Origin of the sequence: Allobosea sp., from assembly GCF_035999205.1 — a bacterium.
Classification (GTDB): domain Bacteria; phylum Pseudomonadota; class Alphaproteobacteria; order Rhizobiales; family Beijerinckiaceae; genus Allobosea.
The window spans coordinates 321,369-347,329 of the sequence record NZ_DASYHA010000019.1 but is presented as its reverse complement, the minus strand read 5'-3'; the positions used below and the strand labels follow the sequence as shown (position 1 = coordinate 347,329).

Here is a 25,961-nt window from a genome sequence, read left to right as displayed (position 1 = left end):
AAAGTGACGTTCCGGTTCAAGACATTCGGGGCTGCCGCGCTGATCGCGGGCTCCGTTCACGCAATGCCGGCGTTCGCCGAGACGGCGCTGAACGTCGTCATGCAGGCGCCGCTCAGGACGCTCGATCCGATCCTGAGCACGGCCCAGATCGTGCGGACACATGGCTTCATGGTGTTCGACACGCTGCTGGGCATGGATGCCAAGTACAACCCGCAGCCGCAGATGGCCGAATACAGCGTCTCGGCCGACAAGATGACCTACACCTTCGCCCTGCGCGACGGGCTGACATGGCATGACGGCACACCCGTCAAGGCCGAGGACTGCGTCGCCTCGATCAAGCGCTGGGCTGCCAATGACGGCGCCGGGCGCACGATGATGGCCTCTGTCGCGTCGATCGAGGCGACCTCCGACAAGGTCCTCGTCATCAAGCTGGCGAAGCCTTTCGGCCAGGTGCTCGAGCTGCTCGCGAAGCCTTCGCCGGTGCCGCCCTTCATGATGCCCAAGCGCCTCGCCGAGACGCCCGCCGGCAAGCAGGTCACCGAGATGGTCGGCTCCGGCCCGTTCCGCTTCGTCGCCGAGCAGTACCGGCCCGGCGACCAGGCCGTCTACGTCAAGAACAAGGACTACAAGCCGCGTTCCGAGCCGATGAGCTGGACCGCCGGCGGCAAGGTCGTGAATGTCGACAAGGTCGTCTGGAAGGCGATGCCCGACATGCAGACCTCGATCAACGCGCTGCAATCCGGCGACGTCGATCTGATCGAGCAGGTGACGATCGACCTGCTGCCACTGCTCAAGGCCAATGACGAGATCAAGACCGGCGCCATCAACGCGCTTGGCAGCCAGGTCACCGGCCGCTTCAACCACCGCCTGCCGCCCTTCGACAATCCGAAGGCCCGCCAGGCGGCAATGTATGCGCTGGATCAGGACCAGCTCATGCAGACCGCCATCGGCGACAGCCAGTATTACAAGCTCTGCGCCTCGGTCTATGGCTGCGACGTTCCGCTCGCCTCCGATGCCGGCTCGGAATACCTTAAGGGCAGCGCCAAGGAGCGCATGGCCAAGGCCAAGGAGCTGCTGAAGGCTTCCGGATATGACGGCGCGCCGGTGCTGATGATGCAGCCGACGGACCTGACCATCCTCTCCACCCAGCCGATCGTCGCGGCCGAACGCCTGCGCGAGGCCGGCTTCAAGGTCGATGTCGCCGCGATGGACTGGGCGACGCTGCAGTCGCGCAAGAACAGCACGCAGCCGGTGGCGCAGGGCGGCTGGAACATGCTCTTCACCTATTGGGGCGTTGCCGGCATCTGGAACCCGACCGTGCATGCCCTGCTCGACGGCTCGGGCTCGGAGACCGCCTGGTCGGGCTGGCCGCGCAATGCCCGCGTCGAGGAACTGCGCGCCGCCTATCTCACGGCGCCGACGCTCGACGAGCAGAAGAAGCTCGCCAGGGAGATCCAGCAGATCGCCTTTGACGAGGGCTTCTACTTCAACGCCGGCGAGTTCCAGTCCGTCGCCGCCTGGCGCGCCAAGCTGAAGAACCTCCAGCCCGGCCCGCTCACCCTGTTCTGGGGCGTGAGCAAGTAACGCTTCCAAGCCGGACGGTGGCGCCGCCATCGCCCGGCCCTGCAAGCCCTGTTGACGGCGCCGCCCCCCGGCCGGTGCCCCGCGCGGAGCACTCCATGGCTTCCTATTTCCTGCGCAGGCTGCTGATGGCGATCCCCGTCATGTTCTTCGTGGCGCTGTTCGTCTTCCTGCTGCTGCGCCTGACGCCGGGCGATCCGGCCCAGGCCATCGCCGGCGACCATGCGACACCGGCTCAGCTCGCGGCCATCCGCGACCATCTTGGTCTCGACAAGCCGATCGCGAGCCAGTTCGCGGCCTGGATCGGCAACATGGCGACCGGTGATTTCGGCGAGTCCCTGATCTCGCAGCGCCCGGTGCTGGAGATGATCGGCCAGCGCATCGGCCCGACGCTGGCGCTCGCGGTCATGGCGATGATCTTCACGGTCGTGATCTCGCTGCCGCTCGGCGTGCTCGCCGCCTGGCGCCATGGCGGGATGGTCGACCGCTTCGTCATGGCGCTGTCGGTCGTCGGCTTCTCCATCCCGATCTTCGTGATCGGCTATGTGCTGATCGCCGTCTTCGCGGTCGACCTGAAATGGTTCCCGGTGCAGGGCTACAAGCCGCTCGCCGAAGGCTTCGGCCCGTTCCTCCACCGCATCCTGCTTCCCGGCCTCGCGCTCTCGTTCTTCTACATCGCGCTGGTCTCGCGCATGACGCGCGCCTCGATGCTGGAGGTGCTGCGCGAGGACTATGTGCGCACCGCACGAGCCAAGGGTCTGGGCGAGCGTATCGTCCTCTTCCGCCACGCGCTGCGCAATGCCGCGATCCCGATCCTCACGGTGGTCGGCACCGGCTTCGCCATGATGGTCTCGGGCGTCGTCGTCACCGAGACGGTCTTCAACATCCCCGGCCTCGGCCGGCTGGTGATCGATGGAGTGCTTGCCCGCGACTACCCGCTGATCCAGGCGATCATCCTGCTCACGGCCGGAGCCTATGTGCTGATCAACCTGCTGATCGACCTTTCCTACGCACTGAGCGACCCGAGGATCCGCTATCAATGAGCGCCTCATCAAGCCCCGTTGAGGGCAAGCTGCCCCGGCGCCGCCTGCTGCAGAACCCGCCGCACTGGACGACGGTGCTCGCGGTCATCGTCCTGCTTGTCGTTGTCGCGATGGCGGTGTTCGCGCCATGGCTCGCAAATTTCGAACCGACCAAGCTCAACGCGGCGATGCGGCTCAAGCCCGCCTCCGACACCTATTGGCTGGGCACGGACAGCTTCGGCCGCGACCTCTATTCGCGCGTGGTCTACGGCGCGCGGGTCTCGCTGCTGGTGGGGGCAGGCGTCGCCGTCGGCGCGACCCTCATCGGCCTCCCGCTCGGCCTGCTCGCCGGCTGGTATCGCGGCATCGACGGCGTGCTGATGCGGATGATGGACGGGTTGATGGCCATTCCCGGCATCCTGCTCGCGATCGCGATCGTTGCGCTGGTCCGGGGCGGGCTCTTCACCGTGATCTTCGCCATCATGCTGCCGGCGATCCCGCAAGTCGTTCGCCTGGTCCGTGCGCGCGTCATCGCGGCACGCGAGGAGACCTATGTCGACGCGGCGGTGCTGCTCGGAACGCCGCCGAGGAAGCTGATCTGGAAGCACCTGCTGCCGACGACGATCGCACCGCTGATCGTCCAGGGGACCTACATGTACGCCTCCGCCATCCTGACGGAAGCAGCTCTGTCCTTCCTCGGCGTCGGCATCGGCACGGAGATCCCGAGCTGGGGCAACATCATGGCCGAAGGCCGGCTCTATTTCGCGATCAACCACTGGCTGGTGTTCTGGCCAGCGATCGTGCTGTCGGCGTGCATCCTGTCGATCAACCTGCTCGGCGACGCACTGCGTGACCGCCTCGACCCGAAAATGCAGGGGAGAAGCCCGTGAGCGACATGGCAACTGTGCCCCGGCCGGTGCTCTCGATCCGCGACCTGCGTGTCGCGACGGGCGGGCGCGAATCTTCCGACATCCTGAAAGGCATCAGCTTCGACATCCAGCCGGGCGAGACGCTCTGCCTTGTCGGCGAATCCGGCTCCGGAAAATCGGTGACCTCGCTGGTCGCGATGGATCTGTTGCCGCGCGACGAGTTGCGGGCGACGGGCGGCAAGGTTCTGCTCAATGGCGAGGACATCCTCACCGCGACGCCGTCCCGGACGAAAGCGCTGCGCGGCGCCGAAATGGCGATGATCTTCCAGGAGCCGATGACGGCGCTGAACCCGGTGCTGACGATCGGGCTTCAGATGGACGAGGTCTACTGGGCGCACACCCAAATGCGGCCGAAGGAGCGCCGGGAGGCCGCTCTCGCCGCCTTCGAGGCCGTGCATCTCCCCGATCCGGCGCGCATCTACGACAGCTACCCGCATCAGCTTTCCGGCGGGCAGCGCCAGCGCGTGATGATCGCGATGGCGCTTGCCCTGAAGCCGAAGCTCCTGATCGCCGACGAGCCGACCACCGCTCTCGACGTCACCACCCAGAAGCAGATCCTCAGCCTGATCCGCGAATTGCAGGACAAGCAGAACACGGCCGTCCTGTTCATCACCCACGACATGGGCGTGGTCGTCGACATCGCCGATCGCGTCTGCGTCATGCGCCGCGGCGAGATCGTCGAGACCGGCCCCGTCGAACGGGTGCTCAGCCAGCCGCGCGAAGCGTATACGCGCGAACTACTGCAGGCCGTGCCGTCGCTGATCCCGCGTGCCGCTCGTGCTGCAGCGAAGGAGGCCGAAGCCGTCGTCGAGATCCGCAACCTCGAAAAGACCTTCAGCATCGGTTCAGTGCTCGGCCGCTTGATGGGGCGGGACATCCGCTCCGTGCGGGCCGTGAACGATGTCAGCTTCAGCCTGGCACCCGGGCGCACGCTCGGCATCGTCGGCGAGTCCGGCTCCGGCAAATCGACGGTGGCGCGCTGCCTGCTCAGGCTCGAGCATCCGACCGGCGGCGAAATTCGCGTCAACGGTCAGGATATCGCTCCTCTGCAGGGGCAGGCAGCGCTGGCGCCAGCGCGGCGCCGCGTGCAGATGGTGTTCCAGGACCCCAATCGCTCGCTCAATCCGCGCCTGCGCATCGGCGAGAGCCTGATCGAGGGACCGCTCAATCTCGGCGAGGATCGAGCTTCCGCCCTGAAGCGGGCGGGCGAACTGATCGAGGTGGTCGGCCTGCCGCGCGCCAGCCTCGAACGCTTCCCGCATCAGTTCTCCGGCGGCCAGCGCCAGCGCATCGCGATCGCCCGCGCCCTGATGATGGAGCCCGAGGTCATCGTCGCGGACGAGGCCGTCTCCGCGCTCGACGTCTCGGTGCAGGCGCAAGTGCTGGCGCTGCTCGCTGAAATCCAGGAGCGGCGCAATATCGCGGTGCTGTTCATCACCCACGACCTGCGCGTCGCCGCACAGATCTGCGACGAGGTCATGGTGATGCAGCGCGGCCGCGTCGTCGAGGATGGGCCGGCGTCAGAGGTGCTGGCGCGGCCACGCCATGAGTATACACGAGCCTTGATCAACGCAGCGCCGGGGCGGGACTGGGATTTCGCCGCCGGCCACCGCATCGCCGGAACCGACGCATGATTTCCGCCAGCCTCGTCCAGCTCGATATCCAGGCCCTGGCGCCGGCCGAGAACTTCCGGCGCATCCACGACTTCGTTGCCGCCGAGGCGGCGCAGGGCGCGCAGCTCATCCTGTTCCCGGAGCTCGCGAACACTGGCTATGTCGAGCCGCTGGTGCCGGGCAGGCCCATGGTCAGCGACGTCCCGCATTTCGGCGCGGCGCTCTACGAAGCCTGTGCGGCGCCCGACGGCGAGGAGATCCGGGCACTTGTCGCGCTTGCGGCGCGGCACCGCGTTCATCTGGTGATCGGGCTGGGCCTGCGCGATCGCCTGCGCGCCGGCGTGATGCGAAATGCCTCGCTGCTGATCGGCCCCGAAGGCGTGCTGGGCGACTACACCAAGGTCCACCAGTGGCAGAACGAGAAGCTGTTCTTCACCGGCGGCGACCACATCGACACCTATCCGGTCTTCGGCACCCGGCTCGGCATGCAGGTCTGCTACGATATCCGCTTCCCCGAGATCACCCGCATCCTCGCTTTGCAGGGGGCGAGCATCGTTACCTCGGTCTGGGCCTCGTTTGGCGCCGAGAACGTGCCGGTGACCGACGAAGCGCTCTTCATCCACCGCGCCTATACGCGCGCCACCGAGAACGGCGTATTCTTCCTGAGCTGCAACCGCAGCGGCAGCCGCGGCGGCCAGCGCTTCTTCGGCCGCTCCTGCGCCGTCGCGCCGGACGGCCGGGTGCTCGGCGCGCTCGACCATGACCGCGAGGACGTGCTGCGCGTCGAGATCGACCTGGCGGACGTCGCGCGCTATCGCAGCTTCACCGGCATCTGGGCCGACCGTGCGCCCGCCCTCTACGCGAAATACCTCACTCCCTGACATCAGCGAGACCTCCGATGACGACCTCCCCCTGCCCGCCGCTCAGCGACGCCGACTGGCCGGCGCAGATCGCCGAGATGAAGGACGGCTTCGCCGGCGCGCTCAACGTCTACCGGACGATGGCGCATCATCCTGCGCTGCTGAAGGCCTGGGCGCCGCTGCGCCAGCATGTCGTCAAGGACAGCGCGCTCGGGCCAGTGCGCTCGGAGGTGGTGATCCTGCGCGCAGCCCATCGCATGGGCTCGCCATACGAGTGGGCGCACCATGTCAGCCGCTCGCGGGTGCTCGGGATGAGCGACGACCGTATCGCAGCACTGCGCGGCATGCCGGAGGGCGAGGACGGACTGATCGCCCGGGCCGTCGATGCCCTCTTCGACGACAAGCGGCTTCCGCCTGCGCTCGAAGCCGAGCTCGCGGCCGCGCTCGGCCGCGAGGCGGTCTTCGACCTGGTCGCGACCGTCGGCTTCTACTCGGTCCTCGGCTACATCCTGATGACCTACGACACGCCGATCGATGCGCCGGTCGCCGCCGAAATGGCCGCGCGGCCGCTGGCGGCAACGACCTGATCGTCGTACGGCCCCGCCTGCCTGCAGGCGGCCGCCCGGCGTCAGCCGATGACGCCGAACGCAAATGCGCTTCGGCACACCGGCGCGATCATTCGTTCGTCCTCTTAGTCGGCCGCCAACTCGCATTGAGCCTTCAGCTCGATGGCGAGATCCGGCCGATCGGTGGTGAAGGCGCTGGCGCGGGCAGCGAATGCCTTTCGGATCGCCGGCTCGTCATGAGCTGCGAAGAAGCCGAGCCGCACCCCTTCCTCGCGGCAGACGACGACATCATCGTCGTGCATCGCCGATACCCTGACCGCGAGTTCCTTGACGCCCACCGCGCGCGCCATATGGCATAAGGCTCGGACATCACGGGGCGACGACTCCAGGAGCCGTTCGGCAATCAGCCAGATCGCCGGCGTGTCGGGCGCGAGCGCCGAAAGCTCGGCGAGCGTGGGCAGGTCGAATGATGTGAAGACGGTCCTGTCGAGCAGGAACCGCTCCTTGAGCCGTGCCACGAGCTGGGCCTCGATGCCGGGATAGCGCTCGCCGCCCTGGCGCGCCTTGAGTTCGATGCGCAGCCTGATTCCGCTCGGCGCGAGGATGTCGAGAACCTCGTCGAGGCTCGGGATCGTCTCGCCTTCCGTTCCGATCAGCCCCACGCTCCGGAGCTCGGCCCAGTCCTTGTCGCCGACCGGCCCAGATCCGGCCGCGGTCCTTCCCAACACGGCATCGTGGTGGACGAACAGCACCCCGTCGCGGCTGCGATGGATGTCGAACTCGATGAAATCCACCGACAGGGCAGCGGAGTTGCGGAAAGCGAGGCGGCTGTTCTCGGGCCAGAGCCTGGCCCCGCCGCGATGTGAGGCGATATCCGTCATATGTCTGTCACCATCCGGAGCGATGTGTGCTTATGCAAGATAAATTGCCGTCAGGCGAGTCTGCAATTTAACTTGCAAGACGCTGCGCCCCTCCAATAACCTGCGCAGCATGGGAGAGCCGATGAACCTGACCGAGATCATCTCGGCGCGCCGGGACGAGCTGACCGAGTCGGACCGGCGGCTCGTCGAGGTTCTCCTGGCCAATCGCACGGCAGGCAGCTTTTTGCCGGCGCACAAGGTCGCCGACCAGGCGGGCGTGCACGCCTCGACCGCCGGCCGCCTGGCGCGCAAGCTCGGCTTCGCCTCCTATCGCGAGATGCGCGGCGCGCTGCAGGACACCGTCGTGGCCGATCTCGACGCGTCGGTCCGGGTCCGGCGGCGTCTCGATCGGGTTCGCGGCGATTCCCTGCTGGGCTCCGTCGTCGAAGGGGAAATTCGGGCGCTCGGCGCTCTCGTCAGCCAGATCTCCGATGCGGAGATCGTCGCCGCAGCTGAACTCCTTCGGCAGGCTGGGCGCGTTCTCGTCGTCGGAGAGGGGCATGCCAGCAGTCTCGCCGACCTGTTCGTGCGGCGCCTGGTCAGATCCGGATATCGCGCCGCGGCGATCGCCCATGCCGACTGGCAGGCGGCAGACCAGCTGCTCGGCCTCGCCCCTGGCGACGTGGTCGTCGCCCTGATCTTCCGCCATGAAGCCCCGGCCGTGGCGCGCCTCGTTTCCTGCGCCCGAAGCATCGGCGCGCGGACGCTGCTCATCACCGACAGGCGTACCGGCGTGCCTGCCTGCGACGTGCAGCTCGTCGCCGCCCGCGGCGAGCAGGGCGAATTCCATTCGCTGACCGTGCCCATGGCGATCTGCAACACGCTGATCCTGGAACTGTCACGGACGGACGACGGCCGCTCGCTGGAAACGCTGGCGAAGGTCGAGGCCTTGCAACGCCTGTTTCGCGGCAAGCCCGGCTAGGGCCGCCGCATCGATGAACGACGGAACACTCAAACGATTCCTGTCAGTTGGGAGGATGCCATGACGATGTCGACCAAACAAAAAACGCAGCTCGTTGCCTTGATTGGCACCGGGCTGGCCGTGGCCGCCTGCTCGGCGGCCGTCGCGGCTGACAAGCCGGCCCTCACGGTCGCAGTGAATGAGCTCGCCCGATCGCTCGATCCCGGCGAGCATACGGGCAATGTCGATACCCGGATCTACTACTCGATCTTCGACACGCTGATCCGGCGCGACTTCGCCAATCCGACGGCCGATGGCGGCGCGAAACTGGTGCCCGGACTGGCGGAAAGCTGGTCCTGGACGACGCCGACCACCTTTGACCTGAAGCTGCGCCGCGGCGTCGTCTGCCATGACGGCAGCCCTTTCGACGCCAATGACGTGCTGGCAACCTTCTCGCCCGACCGTCTCTGGGGGCCGAAGGCCTACTACCCCGAGGGCCGCGTCTATTTCGGCAACTTCACCAATGTCGAGAAGCTCGACGATTTCACCGTCCGGATCACGACGGCGCAGCATGATCCGATCATGGAGCATCGGCTGTCGAGCTACATGTCCTTCGCCATCTGCGACGAGCCCTGGCACGCCTTCCGCAAGGAGGGCGTCGACTCGAAGGTTTGGATGGATCAGGCCGCCAAGTCACTGCGCTGGAAACCCGTCGGTACCGGCCCCTACAGCTTCGTCGACTACCAGAAGAACGAGAAGATCACGTTGGCCGCCTTCGACCGCTATTTCGGCGGCGCGCCTGCGGCCAAGACCATCACCTTCCGCTCGGTTCCGGAGGTCGCGGCCCGCGTCGCCGGTCTCGTCGCCGGCGATTTCGACATCGCGGTCGAGCTCCCGCCGGACCAGTGGGACGGGCTGAAGCGCTACAAGGACGTCGCGATCAGGACCGAACCGCTGGAGAACAGCCATGTGCTCCAGTTCAACACCAACGACCCGCTGCTCTCTGACAAGAAACTGCGCCACGCCATGAGCCTGGCGATCGACCGCAAGGCGCTGATCGACGCGCTCTGGAAGGGCCAGACCTACGCGCCGAACGGCCATCAGCTGCCTAGCTTCGGACCGATGTATATCAAGGAGAACAAGGGCTACCCCTACGATCCGGCACTCGCCAAGAAGCTTGTCGCGGAAAGCTCCTACAAGGGCCAGGAGATCTCCTACCGGCTGATCCCGAACTACTACCTCTACAATGTCGAGGCGGCGCAGGTGATCCAGGAGATGTGGCGCGCTGTGGGCATCAACGCCCGCATCGACTTCGTCGACAGCTTCAGGGAGGTGCGCAAGCCCGGTGCCCAGGTCATCGTCTGGTCGAACACCTATCGCGTGCCTGATCCGGCCGGTGCGATCCTGACCCTGTGGGGACCCGACAGCGAAAACCAGAAGACCTGGAAGTACTACGGCGCGAGCCCCGCCTTCAACGACGCCGCCAAGGACCTGCTGGCCGAGACGGACGAGACGAAGCGGCGGGCGATCTTCGCCAAGCTGCTCACGGCCTTCGAGGACGATATGCCGATGACGATGCTCTACAACCCTGTCACCGGCTATGGCGTGAAGAAGGGCATCAACTGGACGCCCTACAGCCAGTACTACATGGACTTCCGCCCCTCGAACTTCTCGATGGCCGCGAAGTGACGCTGAGCGAGCGCAGCGCCGATCCCGACGGAGGCAGTCCAACGCTGCTCTCCGTCGAGGGACTGACGGTCGGCTTCCGCACCGCCAAGGGCTATGCCGACATCCTGCACGCCGTCTCCTTCACCGTCCGGTCCGGAACGACGACCTGCATTGTCGGCGAAAGCGGCAGCGGCAAGAGCGTCTCTTGCCAGGCGGTTCTCGGCCTGCTGCCGCAGAACGGGCGCCGGACAGGCGGTCGCATCCTCTTCGAAGGACGCGACCTCGCCGCGGCCAGCGAAGCCGAGCTCGAGGCCGTGCGGGGCCGCGGCATCGGGATGGTGTTTCAGGACCCGCTCGGATCGCTGAACCCGCTGCATACGGTCGGCGCGCAACTGCGTGAAACACTGCGCCTGCATACGTCGCTCTCCGAGCCGCAACGCCAGGCCCGTGCGCTGGAGCTTTTGCGCATGGTCGGCATCCCCGAGCCGGAGCAGCGCCTCGCGTCCTATGTCCACCAGTTCTCCGGCGGCATGGCGCAGCGGGTGATGATCGCGATGGCACTCGCCTGCGAACCGCGCCTGCTGATCGCCGACGAGCCGACGACCGCGCTCGACGTGACGATCCAGGCGCAGATCCTCGACCTGCTCAACCGACTCAAGGCCGAGCTCGGCATGGCGATCCTGTTCGTCACCCACGACCTCGGCGTCGTCGCCGAGATGGCCGACGATGTCGTGGTGATGCGTCACGGCCGCGTCGTCGAGGCGGGACCGGCCGAGCGCCTCCTGCAGACACCCGAAGCGACCTATACCCGCGAGCTCCTCGCAGCCATGCCGCGCCTCGACGTCGCCGCGCCGGTCTATCGCGAAAGGGCCGCGTCATGAGCGGCGCGACGGAACCCTTGCTGCGCGTCTCGGGTCTGCGCCGGCATTTCGGCGGCGGCCGCTCGTTCCTGCGGCCGCAGCGGACCATCCGCGCCGTCGAGGACGTGTCGTTGACGCTGCGCATCGGCGAGACGCTGGGCCTCGTCGGGGAATCCGGCTGCGGGAAATCAACGACCGGCCGGATGATCGTCGGGCTCGAACGGCCGAGCGGCGGCGAGATCCTGTTCAAGGGGCGCGACCTGACCGGCCTGACGCCGCGCGACTGGCAGCTTCAGCGCCGCGACATCCAGATGATTTTCCAGAATCCGCAATCGGCGCTCGATCCACGCTTGAGCATCGGTCGCCAGATCCGCGAGCCGCTCGACCTGCACGAGATCGGCGAACGCAGCGGGCGCGACGCCGAGGTTGCGCGCCTGATGCAGGCCGTGGCGCTCGCGCCGGAGATGGCGGATCGCTTCCCGCACCAGATCAGCGGCGGCCAGGCGCAGCGCGTCGTGATCGCGCGGGCGCTGGCGATGAAGCCGAGCCTGATCGTCTGCGACGAGCCGGTCTCCGCCCTCGACGTCTCCGTGCAGGCGACGGTGACGGAACTCCTGCAGGAGCTGCAGGAGCGCTTCGACATCGCCTATCTCTTCATCTCGCACGACCTGCGGGTGGTGAAGAAACTCTCGCATCGCATCGCCGTGATGTATCTCGGCCAGATCGTCGAGGAGGGGCCGACGGATCCGGTCTATCGCAGGCCGATGCACCCCTACACGATGGCCCTGCTCGCCGCGATTCCGGACCTTTCGGGCTCGCGTTCCTCCCGGCCGGCCCGGCTCGCGGGCGATCCACCCTCGCCTGCCAATCCGCCGGCGGGCTGCCATTTCCACACCCGCTGCCCCTATGCCCGTTCGCGCTGTTCCGCCGAGATGCCCGGCCTGCGCGTTCTCGGGAACGGCCGCAGCGTCCGCTGCCACTTCGCCGAGGAACTGGGAACCGCATCATGACCCGGCCACTTGTCATCGCTCATCGCGGCCATTCCGCCCGGCATCCGGAGAACACGTTGGAGGCCTATCGCGCCGCGATTGCCTCCGGAGCGGACCTCGTCGAGACCGATGCGCGCTTGAGCGCCGACGGCGTCGTCGTCGCCTCGCATGATCCGGACCTCGCCCGTACGGCCGGCAGCAGCGCGAGCGTCGCGGATACGTCATATGAGGCGCTGAAGAGCCTTGCCCGCTCGGGCGGTGTCCAACTCGCGACCCTCGCGGAGGCGCTGGCGGCGATCTGCCCGCATCGACCGGCTCTGATCGACATCAAGACCAAGGATCTCGCGATCATCGATGCGGTGCTCGGCGTCATCAGGGAGCTCGATGTGCTCGACCGGGTCTGGATCGGCGCACGCGAGGTCCTTCAGGTCGCCCATGCGACACTGAAAGCGCCCGGAATCCGGGTCCTTGCCTTCCTGCCCGACGGGGCCAATCCCGAGCATTATGCCTGTGCAGGTGCAAGCGCGTTCCGCATCTGGGAGGGCGCGCTCGACGGCCCGGTCGCGGCTCGTTTGCTCGGACGCCAGCCGGTCTGGGTCACGGCGGGGGGCGCCGGCACCGGCCGCATCGTCGGCGACGTCGACGGCGACAGCCTGCGTGGCATCCTCGCGCATGCTCCGCAGGCTGTGCTGCTCAACGATCCCGACCTGCTCATCGGCCTGCAGAGCCGCAAGGCATCGTGATGTCGAGCCGGCTCCTCCTGACGAAGCTGACGCGCGGCCTCCTGACCGTGTGGCTGATCGTCACCCTGACCTTCCTCGCGCTGAATCTCTCGGGCGACCCGATCGAGGCCCTCGTCGGCGATCAGGCCACAGCTGAGGTCATCGCGCATTACCGCGAGAAATTCGGGCTCGACCGGCCTCTCTGGCGGCAATACATCTCCTATGTCGCCGGCATCGCGCAGGGCGATTTCGGGCTTTCGCTGTCCGACCAGCGGCCGGCCATCGAGCTGATCGCTGCCGCCCTGCCCCGCACCCTGCGACTGGGACTGACCGCCTTTGTCCTCGGCCTCATTCTCGGGGTCGGGCTCGGCATCGTCGCGGCACTCAACCGCAACAAGCCGGTGGACCGCTTCGTGATGAGCTTCGCCGTCCTCGGTTTCAGCCTGCCGAACTTCTTCCTCGGCATCATGCTGATCCTGCTGTTCTCGCTGCACTGGCGCATGCTGCCGAGCGCGGGCGACGCGACGATCTGGCACCTGATCCTGCCGGCCGTGACTTTGGGGACGCATTTCGCCGGTACTTTTGCCCGCTTCACCCGCTCGGCGATGCTCGAGGTCTTGAACAAGCAATATGTCGTCGCCGCCCGGGCCAAGGGCGTGCCGCGCCCGCGCCGGGTGCTCTGGCATGCCCTGCCCAATGCCGCGATCCCGATCGTCACGATCATCGGCCTCAAGCTCGGCGATCTCGTCGCCGGTTCGATCATCGTCGAGACGGTCTTCGCTGTCCCCGGCGTCGGCCGGCTTCTGGTGAACGCGGTCACCTCGCGCGACTTCGCCCTGGTCCAGGCGATCCTGATCATGACCTCGATCACGATGGTCCTCGCCAACCTGGCCGTCGACGCCGTCTACGCGCTGATAGACCCGCGCATGCGCGCCGCCCGTTCGGAGAGCTGAGATGGCGATGTCGAGGCTGTTCAGCCGGAGTGACGATGCCCCCGTTCGCGCCGAAGCGCGCTATCCGGCCCTGGTGGTCGTCTCCCTCGTTGTGCTCGGGCTGATCCTCGCGATCTTTGTCTTCGCCGACTGGCTCGCGCCCTACGACTATCGCACGCAGTCGCTGCTGAAGCGGCTGAAGCCGCCGGCCTTCCTCGGCGGCATGCCCGAGCATCTCCTTGGTACGGACGAGCTCGGCCGCGATATCCTGAGCCGGCTGATCTATGCGATCCGCTTCAGCGTGCTCGTCGCGCTCGGCGGCACGATGATCGGAGCTTTGATCGGAACAGTGCTCGGCTTCATCGCGGCGCATTTCCGCGGGCTTGCCGAGGAGGCGATCATGATGCTGGCCGACGTTCAGGCGTCGCTGCCTTTCATGATGATCGCGCTGGCGCTGATCGCCTTGTTCGGCGGCGGGTTCTTCCTGTTCGTGGCGATCATGGGCTTCTATGGCTGGGAGGTCTTCGCGCGTCTCACGCGCGGCGTCGTCATCGCGGCCAACACGCAGGGCTACGCCACGGCCGTGACCGCGCTCGGGGCACCGGCCCGCCATGTCTATCTTCGGCACGTCCTGCCGAACATCCTGAGCGTGCTGATCGTCCAGTTCACGCTCAATTTCCCGCAGGTGATCCTGCTCGAGACCTCGCTCAGCTTCCTCGGCCTCGGCATCCGTCCGCCGCTCACCAGCCTCGGCCAGATGCTGGGTGCTGGCCGCGCCTATCTGACAAGCGCCTGGTGGATAGCCGTGTTGCCGGGCATCGCGATCTTCCTGACCACGATGTCCATTTCCATTCTCGGCGACTGGATCAGAGACCGGCTGGATCCGACCCTGCAGTCCCGCTAGCGGCCGAGCCGCCAGTGGAAGGGGGGCCGTATCCGTGCCCGCCGTGAGCTCCGTTCCACTTCACGCGCTCATGAGATATGACGATAGGTCAGGCTGGCATACCGGAGGCTGATGGCTCGTTATGGAATGGGTGGTTGTCGGCCTCCTCCTCGGGATCTTCTTTCTCGTTGCAGTGCCATGGGCCGCCTTCGCCGCATCGGGACGAAGCTCGCGGGCACTGGCGCAGATCGCACAATTGCAAGCCGACATCTCGGCTTTGCGCGCGCAGTTGAGCGCGATCCAGGCCGGAACCGGTGTATCGCCCTCATCCCCCCTCGTGGCGGCGGATGATCGGACCGACGCTCCTGAATCCGACGCTCCCGAAGAGGCCGTGACGACACCCGAGTCGCCACCAGTCGAGGCCAAGCCGCCGGAACCGGTATCGGTCAGCGAAATACCTGCCCCGCCGTCTCCCCCTTCGATCGAACCGATCCAGATTGCGGCCAGATCCGCGTCCGACGCTGCCGAAGCGGTCTCGTCCGAATTCGCCCCGCCGCCCCAGATCGAGGTGGTCGCACAGGAGGCGCAGCAAGAACCCGCCACCGCTCCCCGTCGCGATATCGAAGCGACGATCGGATCCCGCTGGGCCGTCTGGGTCGGCGGCCTAACCCTGGCCTTCGGCGGCCTCTTTCTCATTCGCTATTCGATCGAGGCGGGCATGTTCGGGCCCGGCGCCCGCCTGCTGATGGGCGCGGCCTTCGCGGTTCTGCTCGCCATCGCGAGTGAGTATCTGCGGCGACGCGAAGCGCCCCTGCCCTTTCCCGCCATGGACGATGCGCTCGCCGCAAACATCCCGGCAATCCTTGCCGGCGTCAGCGTTCTTGCCGGCTTCGGCGTCGCCTTTGCCGCCCATGCAATCTACGACTTCATCGGACCGACGACCGCGTTCATGCTGATGGCCCTCATCGGACTGTCGGCACTGGCAGCTTCGCTCGTCCATGGGCCCGCACTCGGCCTGTTCGGCGTGGTCGGCTCCTACATCACGCCGTTCCTGATCAGCAGCACGGCACCTGCCTTCGCATCGCTCTCGCTGTTCATCGCCTTCGTGACGGCAACCGCCTTCCTGCTGCATGTCCGGCGGCCGAACGCGATCGTCACGCTCGCAGCGGTGGCCGGGCACGGCATCTGGACTGTTCTGATCGCGCTGACGGCGCCAGGCCATGGCTGGCCCGCGTTCCTGCTGATGGCTGGCGCCGTACTGGCTCTCGCGCTGATCAAGGAAGTGCCGGCGCGTCTCGGGCGCGCCCCCATTCCGAACTGGGCCGGCATGGCGATCGACGTCACGAGCCTGGTTGCCATCGCCGTTCCGCTCGTTATCTCCGGCATTCTATGGGTCGGCTATGGCAGCCCGGGGACGCTTCAACTCGCCATCGTCACCACGATCCTCGTCGGCGTCGTCGCCGCAGTCAGGCATCGTGACCTCGCACCGCTCGCACCCTTGAGTGCGGCAGCTGCCGTCGGGATGGTCCTGCTCTGGCCGACCCGGGAGGGCGCGCTCGGCCTGACCCCTGCTACGGTTTTTGATCTGATCAGGCTGAGCCTTGCGCCGGACGCGGCCCCCGGCCTCACCTGGACGGCAATCGCCTTTGCGCAGATCGCAGGAGCCCTGCCTTTTTGCGTGTTGCTCACGCGCACACAATCTGGGGCCGGCAACCATATCGTCCGGAGCCAGCTTGCATTCGCCTCGGCTCTCGCGCCCGTCTTCCTGCTGCTGGCGACAGCGCTGCGCCTGAATGGCCTCGAGCGATCGCTCGGCTTCGCGGCCCTGTCGATAGTGCTGGCGGCTGCTCTCTTTGCAGCCTCCGAGCTTTTGCTGCGGGTCGAGCGCGCGAACACGAGGACCCGTCGCAATCCGCTCGCCCTGATCGGTTCGGCAGCCTACGCCGCTGCCGGCGCCATCGCGCTCGGCATCGCCGTCGCGTTTGCCCTGCGCGAGACCTGGCTCGTCGTCGGCCTGTCCATCTCGGCCGCGGGCGTCGCGGTCCTTGCGCGGAGACGGCCGATCCCGCTGCTCCGATCCATGTCGGCCAGCTTGGCCACCGCCGCGTTGGCGCGTTGGCTTTGGGATCCGATCCTGACGGATATGGGGCCATGGCCAATCTTCAACTGGCTCATTCCGGCCTACGCTCTGCCCGCGCTGTGCTTCACCGTCGGCGCACTGGCCCTGCGCGGCGCCAACGATCGGCCGCGCATTATCCATCAAGCCTTGGCCGCGTTCTTTGCAGCGGCGTTCGTCGTACTCGAGGTTCATCAGTTCTTTGTCGGCGCGAACCTGACGCCCAGCGTCGTCCGGCTCGCCGGCCACTATTTCACGCCGCGGAATTCGCTTTTCGAAGAGGCCGCCTGCCTGATCATCGCCATCGGATTGCTTGCCAGCGGCTTCCAGATCCTCGGGCAAAGACCATCAGGCAACATCTTCCGCATGGCCGCGCTGGTCTCGATCTCGGCCGTCATCTTCCTCAGCGTCGGGGCCCTCGGCGGACTGCTCAACCCGCTCTTCGATGGCACGGCCGTCACCGGCTGGCCGATCCTGAATCGCCTGCTCTGGTACATCGTCGCCGGAGCGATCCTGGGCGTTGTCGGCTACAAGCTCTCCCGCGACCAACGCTCTGTCGTCAGCGACGCCCTGAGCGCCTGCGCCGCTTTCCTGATTTCGCTCGGCGCCATCCTGATGGTCAGGCACGCATTCGCCGGACCGAAGCTCGTGCCTGCAGGGCACGCGGCCATCGCCTTCTCGGAAACCGTCATGATCACCCTCGTGCTGCTTGGCCTCACCACAGCAGCACGCGCCTGGCATGATCTCGCAGGCGCCACGGTTACGAAATGGGCCGTGACAATCCTCGGCGGCCTGTCGATCGCCTGGACAGCGCTGGGGCTCGGGTTCCGGTGCAATCCAATTCTGGACGGAAGCGGCGTCGATGGCCCGATCATCTTCAACCGCATCCTGTGGGGCTACGGAGCGACCGCAATCGCATTTGCGGGCACATCCTGGTGGCTGCGCGATGTCGACAAGTCGCTGGAACGTGCATCCCGCATCGCGGCGTTCTTTACAGCGCTGCTGGGCGCGTTCCTGCTGATCAGGCACGGTTTCCACGGCCGCGATCTCTCCTCCGATGTCCCGATCACGCTGGCGGAATCCGGAGTCTACGCATCGCTTGGTTTCCTCGCGGCCATCGCCTTGATGATCGCCGGTTCGATCAGCCTGTCCGACCGCGACATTACAATCGACCCGCTTTCGGCAGCCGTCGCATCCTGCGCCCTGTTCGCCGTCCTGGCCTTGGTCGCGAGTCCGTTCGCGACGAACCAGCCTCTCAGCGGCATCCTGCTGCTCGACAATGCCCTCGTCGGGTATCTGGCGCCGTCGGCGCTCGCCTTTGCCGCGGCAGCCTGGGCGCGGGAGTATCTCAGCCGCCCGATTGTCGAGCGCGTGTTCGGCGCGACCGCGATAACGGGCGCGCTCACATACGTCCTCGTCGAAGTCCGCCGCGCCTTCGTCGGCCCGGAGCTCCTCGGGCATGGTGTCGGCTCTACCGAGCTCTACGCCTACTCGGCAGCCATTCTCCTCTATGGCGTGGCTTTGCTCACGGCCGGCTTCCGGCTGAACTCCAAGGACCTCCGGCTTGCGTCGCTCGGGATCGTCACGATAGCGGTCAGCAAGGCCTTCCTCGTGGACATGTCCGGACTCGAAGGCCTGCTGCGCGCACTGTCCTTCATCGGGCTCGGGTCAAGCCTCGTTGCCATCGGTGTCGCCTATCAACGGCTGCTGCGGCGAGAGGCGGGGAACCCTCGAACGGCAGACGCGGCATCAGCCTGAGCTCGGGCGGTCGCCGCGGGCCCGAAGCTGGTTTGGGTCGATAGTTTTCGACCGAACCGATGCCGTCCGGAATGGGCGCATTCGTCACCGGGCCTGCAACCATTATGTCTGAAATCGCGCCGCAAACCGGCGCAGCCGGACACTCGCGCCCTGGGCTCTCACCCGGACGACTGATCAAAAACGAGGCGCCGCTGCTGCACATTTTTGCATCGATCCACTTGACCCGGAGCAATGGTATACCAAAAGTATCCCACATGGAGATGCAGCTACAAAGCTCGGGCCCACCGCCCTCCGATGAATCGCTGGCCGTGCGCGCGATGAACGAGATCCGGCGCATGATCTTCGCCGGCGTGCTGCCGGGCGGCACGGTCGTCCAGGATCGCAAGCTTGCCGAGCAGCTCGGCCTCTCGCGGACCCCGGTTCGCGAGGCCCTCGGGCGCCTCGCCGGGGAAGGCTATCTGCGCCGCGACAAGCGGATCCTCACCGTCCAGAGCGTTTCGTTCGAGGATGTGATGGAGATTCTCGCGACCCGCCGCCTCATCGAAGGCGAGACGGCGCGGCTCGCGGCGGGCCGGATGACGCTCCCCCGACTCGCCGAATTGCGTGCCGCCATCGAGGGAATGATCGACCCCCGCGAGGTCTCCCACGATCGCCACTGGACCGTCGACGACCTCGTCCATCAGTCGATCGCGGAGGCGAGCGGCAACCGGATGATGGCGCGGCTCGTCAAGGACCTCCGCGAGCGCACCCGCATGTTCGGGCTGTCACGCATTCCGCGTCGTTTCGATCCGGGCAAGGCCGAGCATCTCGCGATCATCGCAGCGCTGGAGCAGGGCGATGGCGACGCGGCGGCCCGGGCGATGACCCACCATATCGACAATGCCCGCCAGGGCATCCTCGACCTGCTCGCCGGCACGCCGAGCTACGCTGCTCCGGCAGGCGCGCGCGAAGACCTGAAGAACCAAGGATCGACGTCATGAGCGGACGCCTGCTTTTCCTCCAGAACGGCCCCAGGCAGGAATCGGTGGCGAAGCTGCCCGAGCGCTTCGAATCCTGGGGGCTCGACGTCGATGCCCGCTGGGTTTTCAACGGCGACTTCCCCGAAAGCCTGGCCGGATATGACGGCATCTTCCTGTCCGGCAGTCCTCACGGCGCCTATGAGGACATCCCGTTCATCCATCGCGAGCACGATCTGATCCGCGAGGCCGACGCCCTCGGCATACCGATGCTCGGTGTCTGCTTCGGCAGCCAGATCCTCGCCTCGGCACTCTGCGGGCGCGATCAGGTGTTCCGGCGCTCCTTCTGCGAGGTCGGCAACAAATGGCTCGACGTCACTCCGGAGGCGAAGACCGACGCCATCGCCGACGAGATCGGCGAGCGGGTCTACATGTTCGTCTGGCACAATGACGAGGTCCGCGCCGACCATCCGGACATGCGCATTCTGGCGTCCAGCGACCTCTGCCCCAATCAGATCTGGCGTTTCCGGGACCGCAAGGTCTGGGGCATCCAGGGCCATCCCGAAGTCACGAAGGCACAGGCGCAGCTCTGGTTCGAGCAGAGCCGCACCACGATGGAACGCGACGGCGCCGACATCGAGGAGCTGAAGGCAACCGCCGAGGAAGCCCTGCCGGCCAAGACCATGCTCAGCAAATTCGCCGCTCTTTGCGGCGCAACCGCCGCCTAAACCGCATTTCGGCACAGAGGAGAGGGTTATGAAGAAGCTCGTCGTCGCGGCTACAGCATTGGCATTGTTCGCCCCGGGTATCGCCAGCGCGAAGGAGATGACGTTCTCCTCTTGGGGCGGCGCCTATCAGGAAGCCATCCGCAAGGCCTGGATCCAGCCCTTCACCAAGGAGAGCGGCATCAAGGTCGAAGAGGACACCGGGCCCGAGACCGCCAAGATCAAGGCGATGGTCGAGACCAAATCCGTGAGCTGGGACATCGTCACGGCCGGCGGCGGCGGGCTGATGCGCGGCGTCCGCCAGGGACTGTTCGAGAAGATCACGCCCGACATGGTCAACACCGACCACGTCATTCCCGGCGCGCGCAACGACTATGGCGTCGCCTCCGAAATCTTCTCGACGCTGATCGGCTTCTCGACCAAGGCCTTCCCGGCCGGCGGCGCACAGCCCAAGAGCTTCGCGGACTTCTGGGACACGGCGAAGTTCCCGGGCAAGCGAACCCTCCCCGACAAGCCCGAGACGGTCGTCGAGGCGGCGCTGCTCGCAGACGGCGTCCCGATGGCGGATGTCTACAAGACGCTGTCGACCGAGGCCGGCCTCAAGCGCGCGCTCGACAAGATCCGCGCGTTGAAGCCCCAGGTTGCGGTCTGGTGGGCGAGCGGCGCGCAGCCCGTGCAGGCGCTCGGCTCCGGCGAGGTCGTGATGGCCCTGGGCTGGAACGGCCGCTTCCAGTCCGGCATCGAGTCCAAGCTGCCGATCGCGATGGCCTGGGAACAGCAGATCCCGCAGGTCGGCTTCTTCATGATCCCGAAGGGCGCCCCCAACAAGGCCGAGGCCGTCGCCTTCCTGAACTACATCGTCAAGCCCGAGAACAACGGGCGCCTGTCCGAATTCGTCGCCTACGGGCCGACGACCGAGAAGGCCTGGGCCTCGATCCCGGCTGCGCGGGCCGAAAACCTTCCATCTACGCCGGAGCGGCTGAAGAACGCGCTGTTCCTCGACATCGAATGGTGGGCCGACAACGGCGCGAAGGTGACCGAGGCCTACACCGCCATGCTGAAGGAATGACGATGTCGATCGCCACCCCCTGGTTCCCGCGCGAGGACTATCTCGCGCGGGTCGAGAAAGTCCGCGCCGAGCTGGCGCGGACCGGGCAAGATGCCTTCGTGGCGTTCCTGCCGGAAACCGTGACCTATCTCACCGGCTTCTTCACCCGCGGATATTCGAGCTTCCAGTTCGCGGTCATTCCGCTCGAAGGCGAGCCCGTGCTGTTCTGCCGGGATGTCGAGGAATACTATCTCGACGCGACCTGCGTGTTTCCGAAGCGGGTGATGTGGACCGATTCCGACGACCGCATCGCAGTCGCGGCCCGTGCGATCACGGAAGCCGTCGGTGCCAAGGCGCGGCTCGCGGTCGAGATGCAGGCCTGGACACTCAGTGTCTCGCGCTATGAAGCTTTGCGCGCCGCCCTGCCCGAGACCATCTGGAGCGACGCCTCGCGCTTCACCACCACGATGCGCTTCATCAAGTCGCCCGCCGAGATCACCTATCAGCGCGCGGCCGGCAAGGCGGCCGAGGCCGGCATGGCGGCGGGCATCGCCTCGGCCAAGGCCGGAGCGACCGAGCGCGAGATGGCAGCCGAGATCTGCGCCGCAATGATCCGCGCCGGCAGCGACCTGCCCGGACCAGGCGTGCTGTCGTCGGGCGAGCGCGCCTACCACCTGCATGGCGGCTATTCCGATCGCGTGCTCGCGACCGGCGACATCGTCCAGCTCGAGACGACGCCGAATGTGCGCCACTACCATGCGCGCTTCATGCGCCCGATCAAGGTCGCCTCGGCGACCGATGAGGAGCATGCCATCGTGGCGAAGCTGATCGCGATCCAGGATGCCGCCATCGCCGCTGTGAAGCCTGGCGTCGCCGCGACCGTGCCGGACGCGATCTATCGCGAGGGCGTACTGTCGGCCGGCCTGCGCGACACCTACACCAACAAGACGTTCTACTCGGTCGGGCTGATGCTGCAGCCGAACGGGGGCGAGCCGCTGGAGGCGGAACCAACCGCGACCTGGCGCTTCGAGCCCGGTATGACCTTCCATACCTATGTATTGGCGAAGGGCTTCGGCATGTCCGAGACCATCACCATCACCGCGGATGGCTGCGTGCGGCTGACCAACTTTCCGCGCCAGCTCTTCGTCGCTTGACCGACATGACGACCTCTCCATCAGCATCCGCTCCCCGCCCCGCAGCAGCGGGACGGGGCTTCCCGGTGTGGCTCGGGCTGCTGCCCTTCGCCATCGTTCTTGCGGTGCTGTTCGCCGTCCCGGTGCTGTCGCTGCTCAAGCTCGCCTTCGGCGAGACCGGCTTCACGCTTTCGCATTTCCGGCGGATGGTCGAGGTTCCGGTCTATCGATCCGTCCTGGGCACGACGCTCGGCATTGCCGGCCTGGTCACGGTCCTCGCCGTGCTCGCCAGCTATCCGCTCGCCTATGTCATGGCGACGGTCGGCCCACGCATGCGCGCCCTGCTAATGCTGCTGGTGCTGCTGCCGTTCTGGACGAGCGCGCTGGTGCGCACCACGGCCTGGATCATCCTGCTGCAGAGCAACGGGGTGCTCAACAAGCTCCTGATGGGGACAGGCCTGACCTCCACGCCCATCGCCTTCATCTACAATCTCTCCGGCGTGCTGATCGGGATGACGCATGTGCTCATGCCGTTCATCGTGCTGCCGCTCTATGCCGCCTTCCGCAATCTCGAGCTGTCGACGGTCCAGGCGGCGGAAGGCCTCGGCGCCGGTCCCCTCACCATCTTCCGCCGCATCATCCTGCCACTGACGGCGCCGGGCGTCGTCGCGGGCGCGATGATCGTCTTCATGAATGCGATCGGCTTCTATCTGACCCCTGCCCTGATGGGCGGCCCCGGCCAGACCATGATCGCGCAGATGATCGCGACGAACATCAACACCGACCTGAACTGGCCCTTCGCTGCGGCGCTCGCCACCGTCCTGCTGGCTGCGACGATCGCGATGCTCGCCCTGTTCCAGCGCTTCTTCGGGCTCGAGCGCCTGATCGAGGGCGGCGGCGGCAAGGCCGGCGAGCCCTTCACGGTCACCTCGCGCGGCCGCTCGCCCGGCGGCTGGCTCGCCATCCTCTGCGCAGGACTTGTTGGAGCCTTCCTGATCGCGCCGATCGTCATCGTCTTCCCGATGAGCCTCGGCTCCTCGCCCTTCCTTAGCTTCCCGCCCGAGAACTACAGCCTCGTCTGGTACGAGAACTTCTTCAGCACGAGCAAATGGGTCGCGGCGCTGACGCGTTCGCTGCAGATCGCCGCGCTCGTCGTCGTGATCTCGGTCTCGCTCGGAACGCTTGCTGCCCTGGGCGTGTCACGCATGAAGCCGCGCTGGCGCGGCACGGTCGAGACGCTCTTCATCCTGCCGATGATCGTGCCGGTCATCATCCTTGCCGTCGGTCTCTACTACCTGCTCGCGCCGACCGGTCTCGTCGGCTCGATCTGGGCCGTCACGCTCGGCCATGTCGTGCTCGCGACACCCTATGTCTTCATCACCGTGCGGGCCTCGCTGAAATCCTTCGACCAGAATCTCGAGCTCGCGGCGCTGGGCCTCGGCGCCTCCTGGGCCACGATGTTCCGCCGCGTGATGCTTCCGGGCATCGCGCCGGGTATCGCGGCTGGCGCGATCTTCGCCTTCATCACCTCGTTCGACGACGTCGTGATCGCGTTGTTCCTGACCAATATCCGCAGCCGAACCCTGCCGAAGCTGATGTATGAGGGCGTCGCTCACGAGATCGATCCGACGATCATCGCCGCCTCCTGCCTGATCATCATGGTCACGGTCGTAGTGCTCGGCATCAATCTCCTCTTTTCGAAGCGCAAGACATCATGAGCATCGCCGCCCTAGGAAAAGCCGTCTCGGTCCGCTCGCTCGGCAAGAGTTACGGCACGGCCCGCGCGCTCGACGGCGTCTCCCTGGAGATCGCCGCCGGCGAGTTCTGCACGCTGCTGGGGGCTTCCGGCTCGGGCAAGACGACGCTACTCAAGTCCATCGCCGGCTTCGAGACCTACGATGCCGGCCAGATCTTGGTCGGCGGGGCCGATATCGGCCCGGTGCCGGTGTCGAAGCGCAATATCGGCATGGTCTTCCAGAATTATGCGCTCTTCCCGCATATGAGCGTGCGGCGCAACGTCGCCTTCGGGCTGGAGATGCGGCAGATGCCAAAGCGTGACATCGACGACCGCGTCTCCGAGGCGCTCTCGCTGGTCGATCTCACCGCCTATGGCGAGCGCTTGCCGCGCCAGCTTTCCGGCGGACAGCAGCAGCGCGTCGCCCTGGCCAGGGCATTGGTCATCCGGCCCGATATCCTGCTGATGGACGAGCCGCTGGGGGCGCTCGACAAGAACCTGCGCCAGGCGATCCAGATCGAGCTCAAGCGACTGCATGCAGCCGTCGGCGCAACCGTCGTCTACGTCACCCATGACCAGGAGGAGGCGCTGTTCCTGTCCGACCGGATCGCGCTGATGGACAAGGGGCGGATCGTGCAGGCGGGCACGCCGCGCGAATTGTACGACCGGCCGGCCAACCGCTTCGTCGCCGGCTTCCTCGGCGAGTGCAACTTCATCGCCGTCGATGGTCGCCAGATCGCCGTACGCCCTGAAAAGGTCTGCGTCGGCAGCAGGACGGACAGCTGCGACCAGCGGCTCGAAGCCCGGGTCGGCTCCGTCAACTTCATCGGTCGCGGCTTCCGCGTCATGCTCGAACGCGACGGCATCGAACTCGCCGCACTGGTCGACGCATCCGACGAGATCGCGGCCCTTCGGCCCGGGGCAACGGTGCCCCTCGGCTTCATGCGCGGCGACGTCATGGACATCGCGTCCGCCTGATCACCTGCAACGACGAAAGCTCCACAATGCTGCTTGCCGCCAGCGCCTCGGGCGTTTTCCCGATCGCACCGACACCGTTCCACCCCGATGGCGCGGTCGATTGGGCCTCGGCCGACAAACTGTTCTCATTCTACGACGAGATTGGCTCCGACGGCACGACGGTGCTCGGCATGATGGGCGAGGCGCCCAAACTCGAGCCGGACGAGTCGCTCGGCATCGTCAAGGCGGCAGTTCGGAACATGCCGGGCAAGCCGGTCATCGTCGGCATCTCCGCGCCGGGTTTTGCCGCCATGCGGACGCTGGCGCGCGAGTCGATGGAGCTCGGCGCCGCCGGGGTGATGATCGCGCCGCCGCCATCCCTGCGGACCGATGACCAGATCACCGGCTACTACGCGCAGGCGGTCGAGGCGATCGGCTCGGACATTCCCTTCGTCATCCAGGACTTTCCGCTGACCCTCTCGGTGATCATGACGCCTGCCGTGATCCGCAAGATCGTCAGCGACAACCCATCCTGCGTGATGCTGAAGCACGAGGACTGGCCAGGGCTGGAGAAGATCTCGACGCTGCGCAAGTTCCAGGCGGATGGCTCGCTGCGGCCGATTTCGATCCTGACCGGCAATGGCGGAATGTTCCTCGATTTCGAGATGGAGCGTGGCGCCGACGGCGCGATGACCGGCTACGCCTTCCCGGAACTTCTGATCGACGTGGTCAAGCTTCAGAAGGCGGGCCAACGCGACGAGGCGCATGACATCTTCGACGCGCACCTGCCGCTGATGCGCTACGAGCAGCAGCTCGGAGCCGGCCTGGCCGTGCGGAAATACACCATGATGAAGCGCGGTATCCTGAAGAGCGACGCCCAGCGCAAGCCGGGATCCACCCTCACCGCCCGCGCCAAGGCCGAAGTCGACTATCTTCTGGCGCGCGTGGCGAAAACGGACCCTCGAGTGAAGTGCTGAACGTGGTGCGGTGCGGCTCGATCCGAAGGCGCCTCCACATCGGGCGCCCCTTGCTCATGGCTGAGCGCTCGCCTCGCCCCCGATCCTGCGTCGGATAGGTCTCCAGCCAG

The 25,961-nt window shown here is 66.5% G+C and carries 22 protein-coding genes; 21 read left to right on the top strand and 1 reads right to left on the bottom strand.

Features of this window, described 5'->3' with window-relative positions; translation table 11 throughout:
* The first annotated feature begins 3 nt into the window (after positions 1 to 3).
* The 6 genes from VGN82_RS09760 to VGN82_RS09735 all read left to right on the top strand — a co-directional run bounded on the left by VGN82_RS09760 (position 4) and on the right by VGN82_RS09735 (position 6,592).
* The gene (locus VGN82_RS09760; protein WP_327526810.1) at positions 4 to 1,584 is read left to right on the top strand and encodes an ABC transporter substrate-binding protein; all 1,581 of its coding nucleotides are present in this window, start codon (positions 4 to 6) and stop codon (positions 1,582 to 1,584) included.
* Between the two features lie 95 nt (positions 1,585 to 1,679).
* Complete coding sequence (locus tag VGN82_RS09755; RefSeq protein WP_327526809.1) at positions 1,680 to 2,624, top strand: ABC transporter permease; 945 nt, start codon at positions 1,680 to 1,682, stop codon at positions 2,622 to 2,624.
* Positions 2,621 to 3,493 (top strand): ABC transporter permease, encoded by an 873-nt coding sequence (locus tag VGN82_RS09750; protein ID WP_327526808.1) that lies wholly within the window; start codon positions 2,621 to 2,623, stop codon positions 3,491 to 3,493. The genes VGN82_RS09755 and VGN82_RS09750 overlap by 4 nt, the downstream gene beginning before the upstream one ends.
* Positions 3,494 to 3,498: 5 nt before the next feature.
* Positions 3,499 to 5,166 (top strand): ABC transporter ATP-binding protein, encoded by a 1,668-nt coding sequence (locus tag VGN82_RS09745; protein ID WP_327526965.1) that lies wholly within the window; start codon positions 3,499 to 3,501, stop codon positions 5,164 to 5,166.
* Positions 5,163 to 6,026, top strand: a complete 864-nt coding sequence (locus VGN82_RS09740) for a carbon-nitrogen hydrolase family protein (RefSeq protein WP_327526807.1) — start codon at positions 5,163 to 5,165, stop codon at positions 6,024 to 6,026. The genes VGN82_RS09745 and VGN82_RS09740 overlap by 4 nt, the downstream gene beginning before the upstream one ends.
* Positions 6,027 to 6,043: 17 nt before the next feature.
* Positions 6,044 to 6,592, top strand: a complete 549-nt coding sequence (locus VGN82_RS09735; protein WP_327526806.1) for a carboxymuconolactone decarboxylase family protein — start codon at positions 6,044 to 6,046, stop codon at positions 6,590 to 6,592.
* A gap of 104 nt (positions 6,593 to 6,696) precedes the next feature.
* On the opposite strand, the gene VGN82_RS09730 is transcribed toward VGN82_RS09735, so the two are convergent.
* Positions 6,697 to 7,452: a glycerophosphodiester phosphodiesterase gene (locus VGN82_RS09730; protein ID WP_327526805.1), complete on the bottom strand. Its 756-nt coding sequence runs from the start codon at positions 7,450 to 7,452 to the stop codon at positions 6,697 to 6,699.
* Positions 7,453 to 7,573: 121 nt separating this feature from the next.
* On the opposite strand from VGN82_RS09730, the gene VGN82_RS09725 reads away from it, so the two are divergent.
* The 15 genes from VGN82_RS09725 to VGN82_RS09655 all read left to right on the top strand — a co-directional run bounded on the left by VGN82_RS09725 (position 7,574) and on the right by VGN82_RS09655 (position 25,851).
* Positions 7,574 to 8,413, top strand: a complete 840-nt coding sequence (locus tag VGN82_RS09725; RefSeq protein WP_327526804.1) for a MurR/RpiR family transcriptional regulator — start codon at positions 7,574 to 7,576, stop codon at positions 8,411 to 8,413.
* Positions 8,414 to 8,479: 66 nt separating this feature from the next.
* Positions 8,480 to 10,081 (top strand): ABC transporter substrate-binding protein, encoded by a 1,602-nt coding sequence (locus tag VGN82_RS09720; protein WP_327526803.1) that lies wholly within the window; start codon positions 8,480 to 8,482, stop codon positions 10,079 to 10,081.
* On the top strand, positions 10,078 to 10,941 hold the full coding sequence (locus VGN82_RS09715; protein WP_327526802.1) for an ABC transporter ATP-binding protein: 864 nt from the start codon (positions 10,078 to 10,080) through the stop codon (positions 10,939 to 10,941). The genes VGN82_RS09720 and VGN82_RS09715 overlap by 4 nt, the downstream gene beginning before the upstream one ends.
* The gene (locus VGN82_RS09710) at positions 10,938 to 11,930 is read left to right on the top strand and encodes an ABC transporter ATP-binding protein (protein WP_327526801.1); all 993 of its coding nucleotides are present in this window, start codon (positions 10,938 to 10,940) and stop codon (positions 11,928 to 11,930) included. Before VGN82_RS09715 ends, VGN82_RS09710 begins: the two co-directional genes overlap by 4 nt.
* A complete protein-coding gene (locus tag VGN82_RS09705; RefSeq protein ID WP_327526800.1) occupies positions 11,927 to 12,652 on the top strand; it encodes a glycerophosphodiester phosphodiesterase in 726 nt (241 codons plus the stop codon). Before VGN82_RS09710 ends, VGN82_RS09705 begins: the two co-directional genes overlap by 4 nt.
* Positions 12,652 to 13,584, top strand: a complete 933-nt coding sequence (locus tag VGN82_RS09700; RefSeq protein ID WP_327526799.1) for an ABC transporter permease — start codon at positions 12,652 to 12,654, stop codon at positions 13,582 to 13,584. Before VGN82_RS09705 ends, VGN82_RS09700 begins: the two co-directional genes overlap by 1 nt.
* 7 nt (positions 13,585 to 13,591) lie before the next feature.
* Complete coding sequence (locus tag VGN82_RS09695; protein WP_414644259.1) at positions 13,592 to 14,467, top strand: ABC transporter permease; 876 nt, start codon at positions 13,592 to 13,594, stop codon at positions 14,465 to 14,467.
* Positions 14,468 to 14,588: 121 nt separating this feature from the next.
* Positions 14,589 to 18,320 carry a DUF2339 domain-containing protein gene (locus tag VGN82_RS09690; RefSeq protein WP_327526797.1) on the top strand — a complete coding sequence of 1,244 codons (3,732 nt, stop codon included), beginning with the start codon at positions 14,589 to 14,591 and terminating at the stop codon, positions 18,318 to 18,320.
* A 71-nt stretch (positions 18,321 to 18,391) separates the two neighbouring features.
* Positions 18,392 to 19,300, top strand: coding sequence for a GntR family transcriptional regulator (locus VGN82_RS09685; RefSeq protein ID WP_327526796.1), 909 nt, complete (start codon positions 18,392 to 18,394; stop codon positions 19,298 to 19,300).
* Complete coding sequence (locus VGN82_RS09680) at positions 19,297 to 20,004, top strand: type 1 glutamine amidotransferase (protein ID WP_327526795.1); 708 nt, start codon at positions 19,297 to 19,299, stop codon at positions 20,002 to 20,004. Before VGN82_RS09685 ends, VGN82_RS09680 begins: the two co-directional genes overlap by 4 nt.
* 28 nt (positions 20,005 to 20,032) lie before the next feature.
* Complete coding sequence (locus tag VGN82_RS09675) at positions 20,033 to 21,070, top strand: ABC transporter substrate-binding protein (RefSeq protein WP_327526794.1); 1,038 nt, start codon at positions 20,033 to 20,035, stop codon at positions 21,068 to 21,070.
* 2 nt (positions 21,071 to 21,072) lie between these two features.
* Positions 21,073 to 22,203 carry a M24 family metallopeptidase gene (locus VGN82_RS09670; RefSeq protein ID WP_327526793.1) on the top strand — a complete coding sequence of 377 codons (1,131 nt, stop codon included), beginning with the start codon at positions 21,073 to 21,075 and terminating at the stop codon, positions 22,201 to 22,203.
* A gap of 65 nt (positions 22,204 to 22,268) precedes the next feature.
* Positions 22,269 to 23,900 carry an ABC transporter permease subunit gene (locus tag VGN82_RS09665; protein ID WP_327526792.1) on the top strand — a complete coding sequence of 544 codons (1,632 nt, stop codon included), beginning with the start codon at positions 22,269 to 22,271 and terminating at the stop codon, positions 23,898 to 23,900.
* A complete protein-coding gene (locus VGN82_RS09660) occupies positions 23,897 to 24,895 on the top strand; it encodes an ABC transporter ATP-binding protein (RefSeq protein ID WP_327526791.1) in 999 nt (332 codons plus the stop codon). Before VGN82_RS09665 ends, VGN82_RS09660 begins: the two co-directional genes overlap by 4 nt.
* Positions 24,896 to 24,921: 26 nt before the next feature.
* Complete coding sequence (locus VGN82_RS09655; RefSeq protein ID WP_327526790.1) at positions 24,922 to 25,851, top strand: dihydrodipicolinate synthase family protein; 930 nt, start codon at positions 24,922 to 24,924, stop codon at positions 25,849 to 25,851.
* Positions 25,852 to 25,961: the final 110 nt, after the last annotated feature.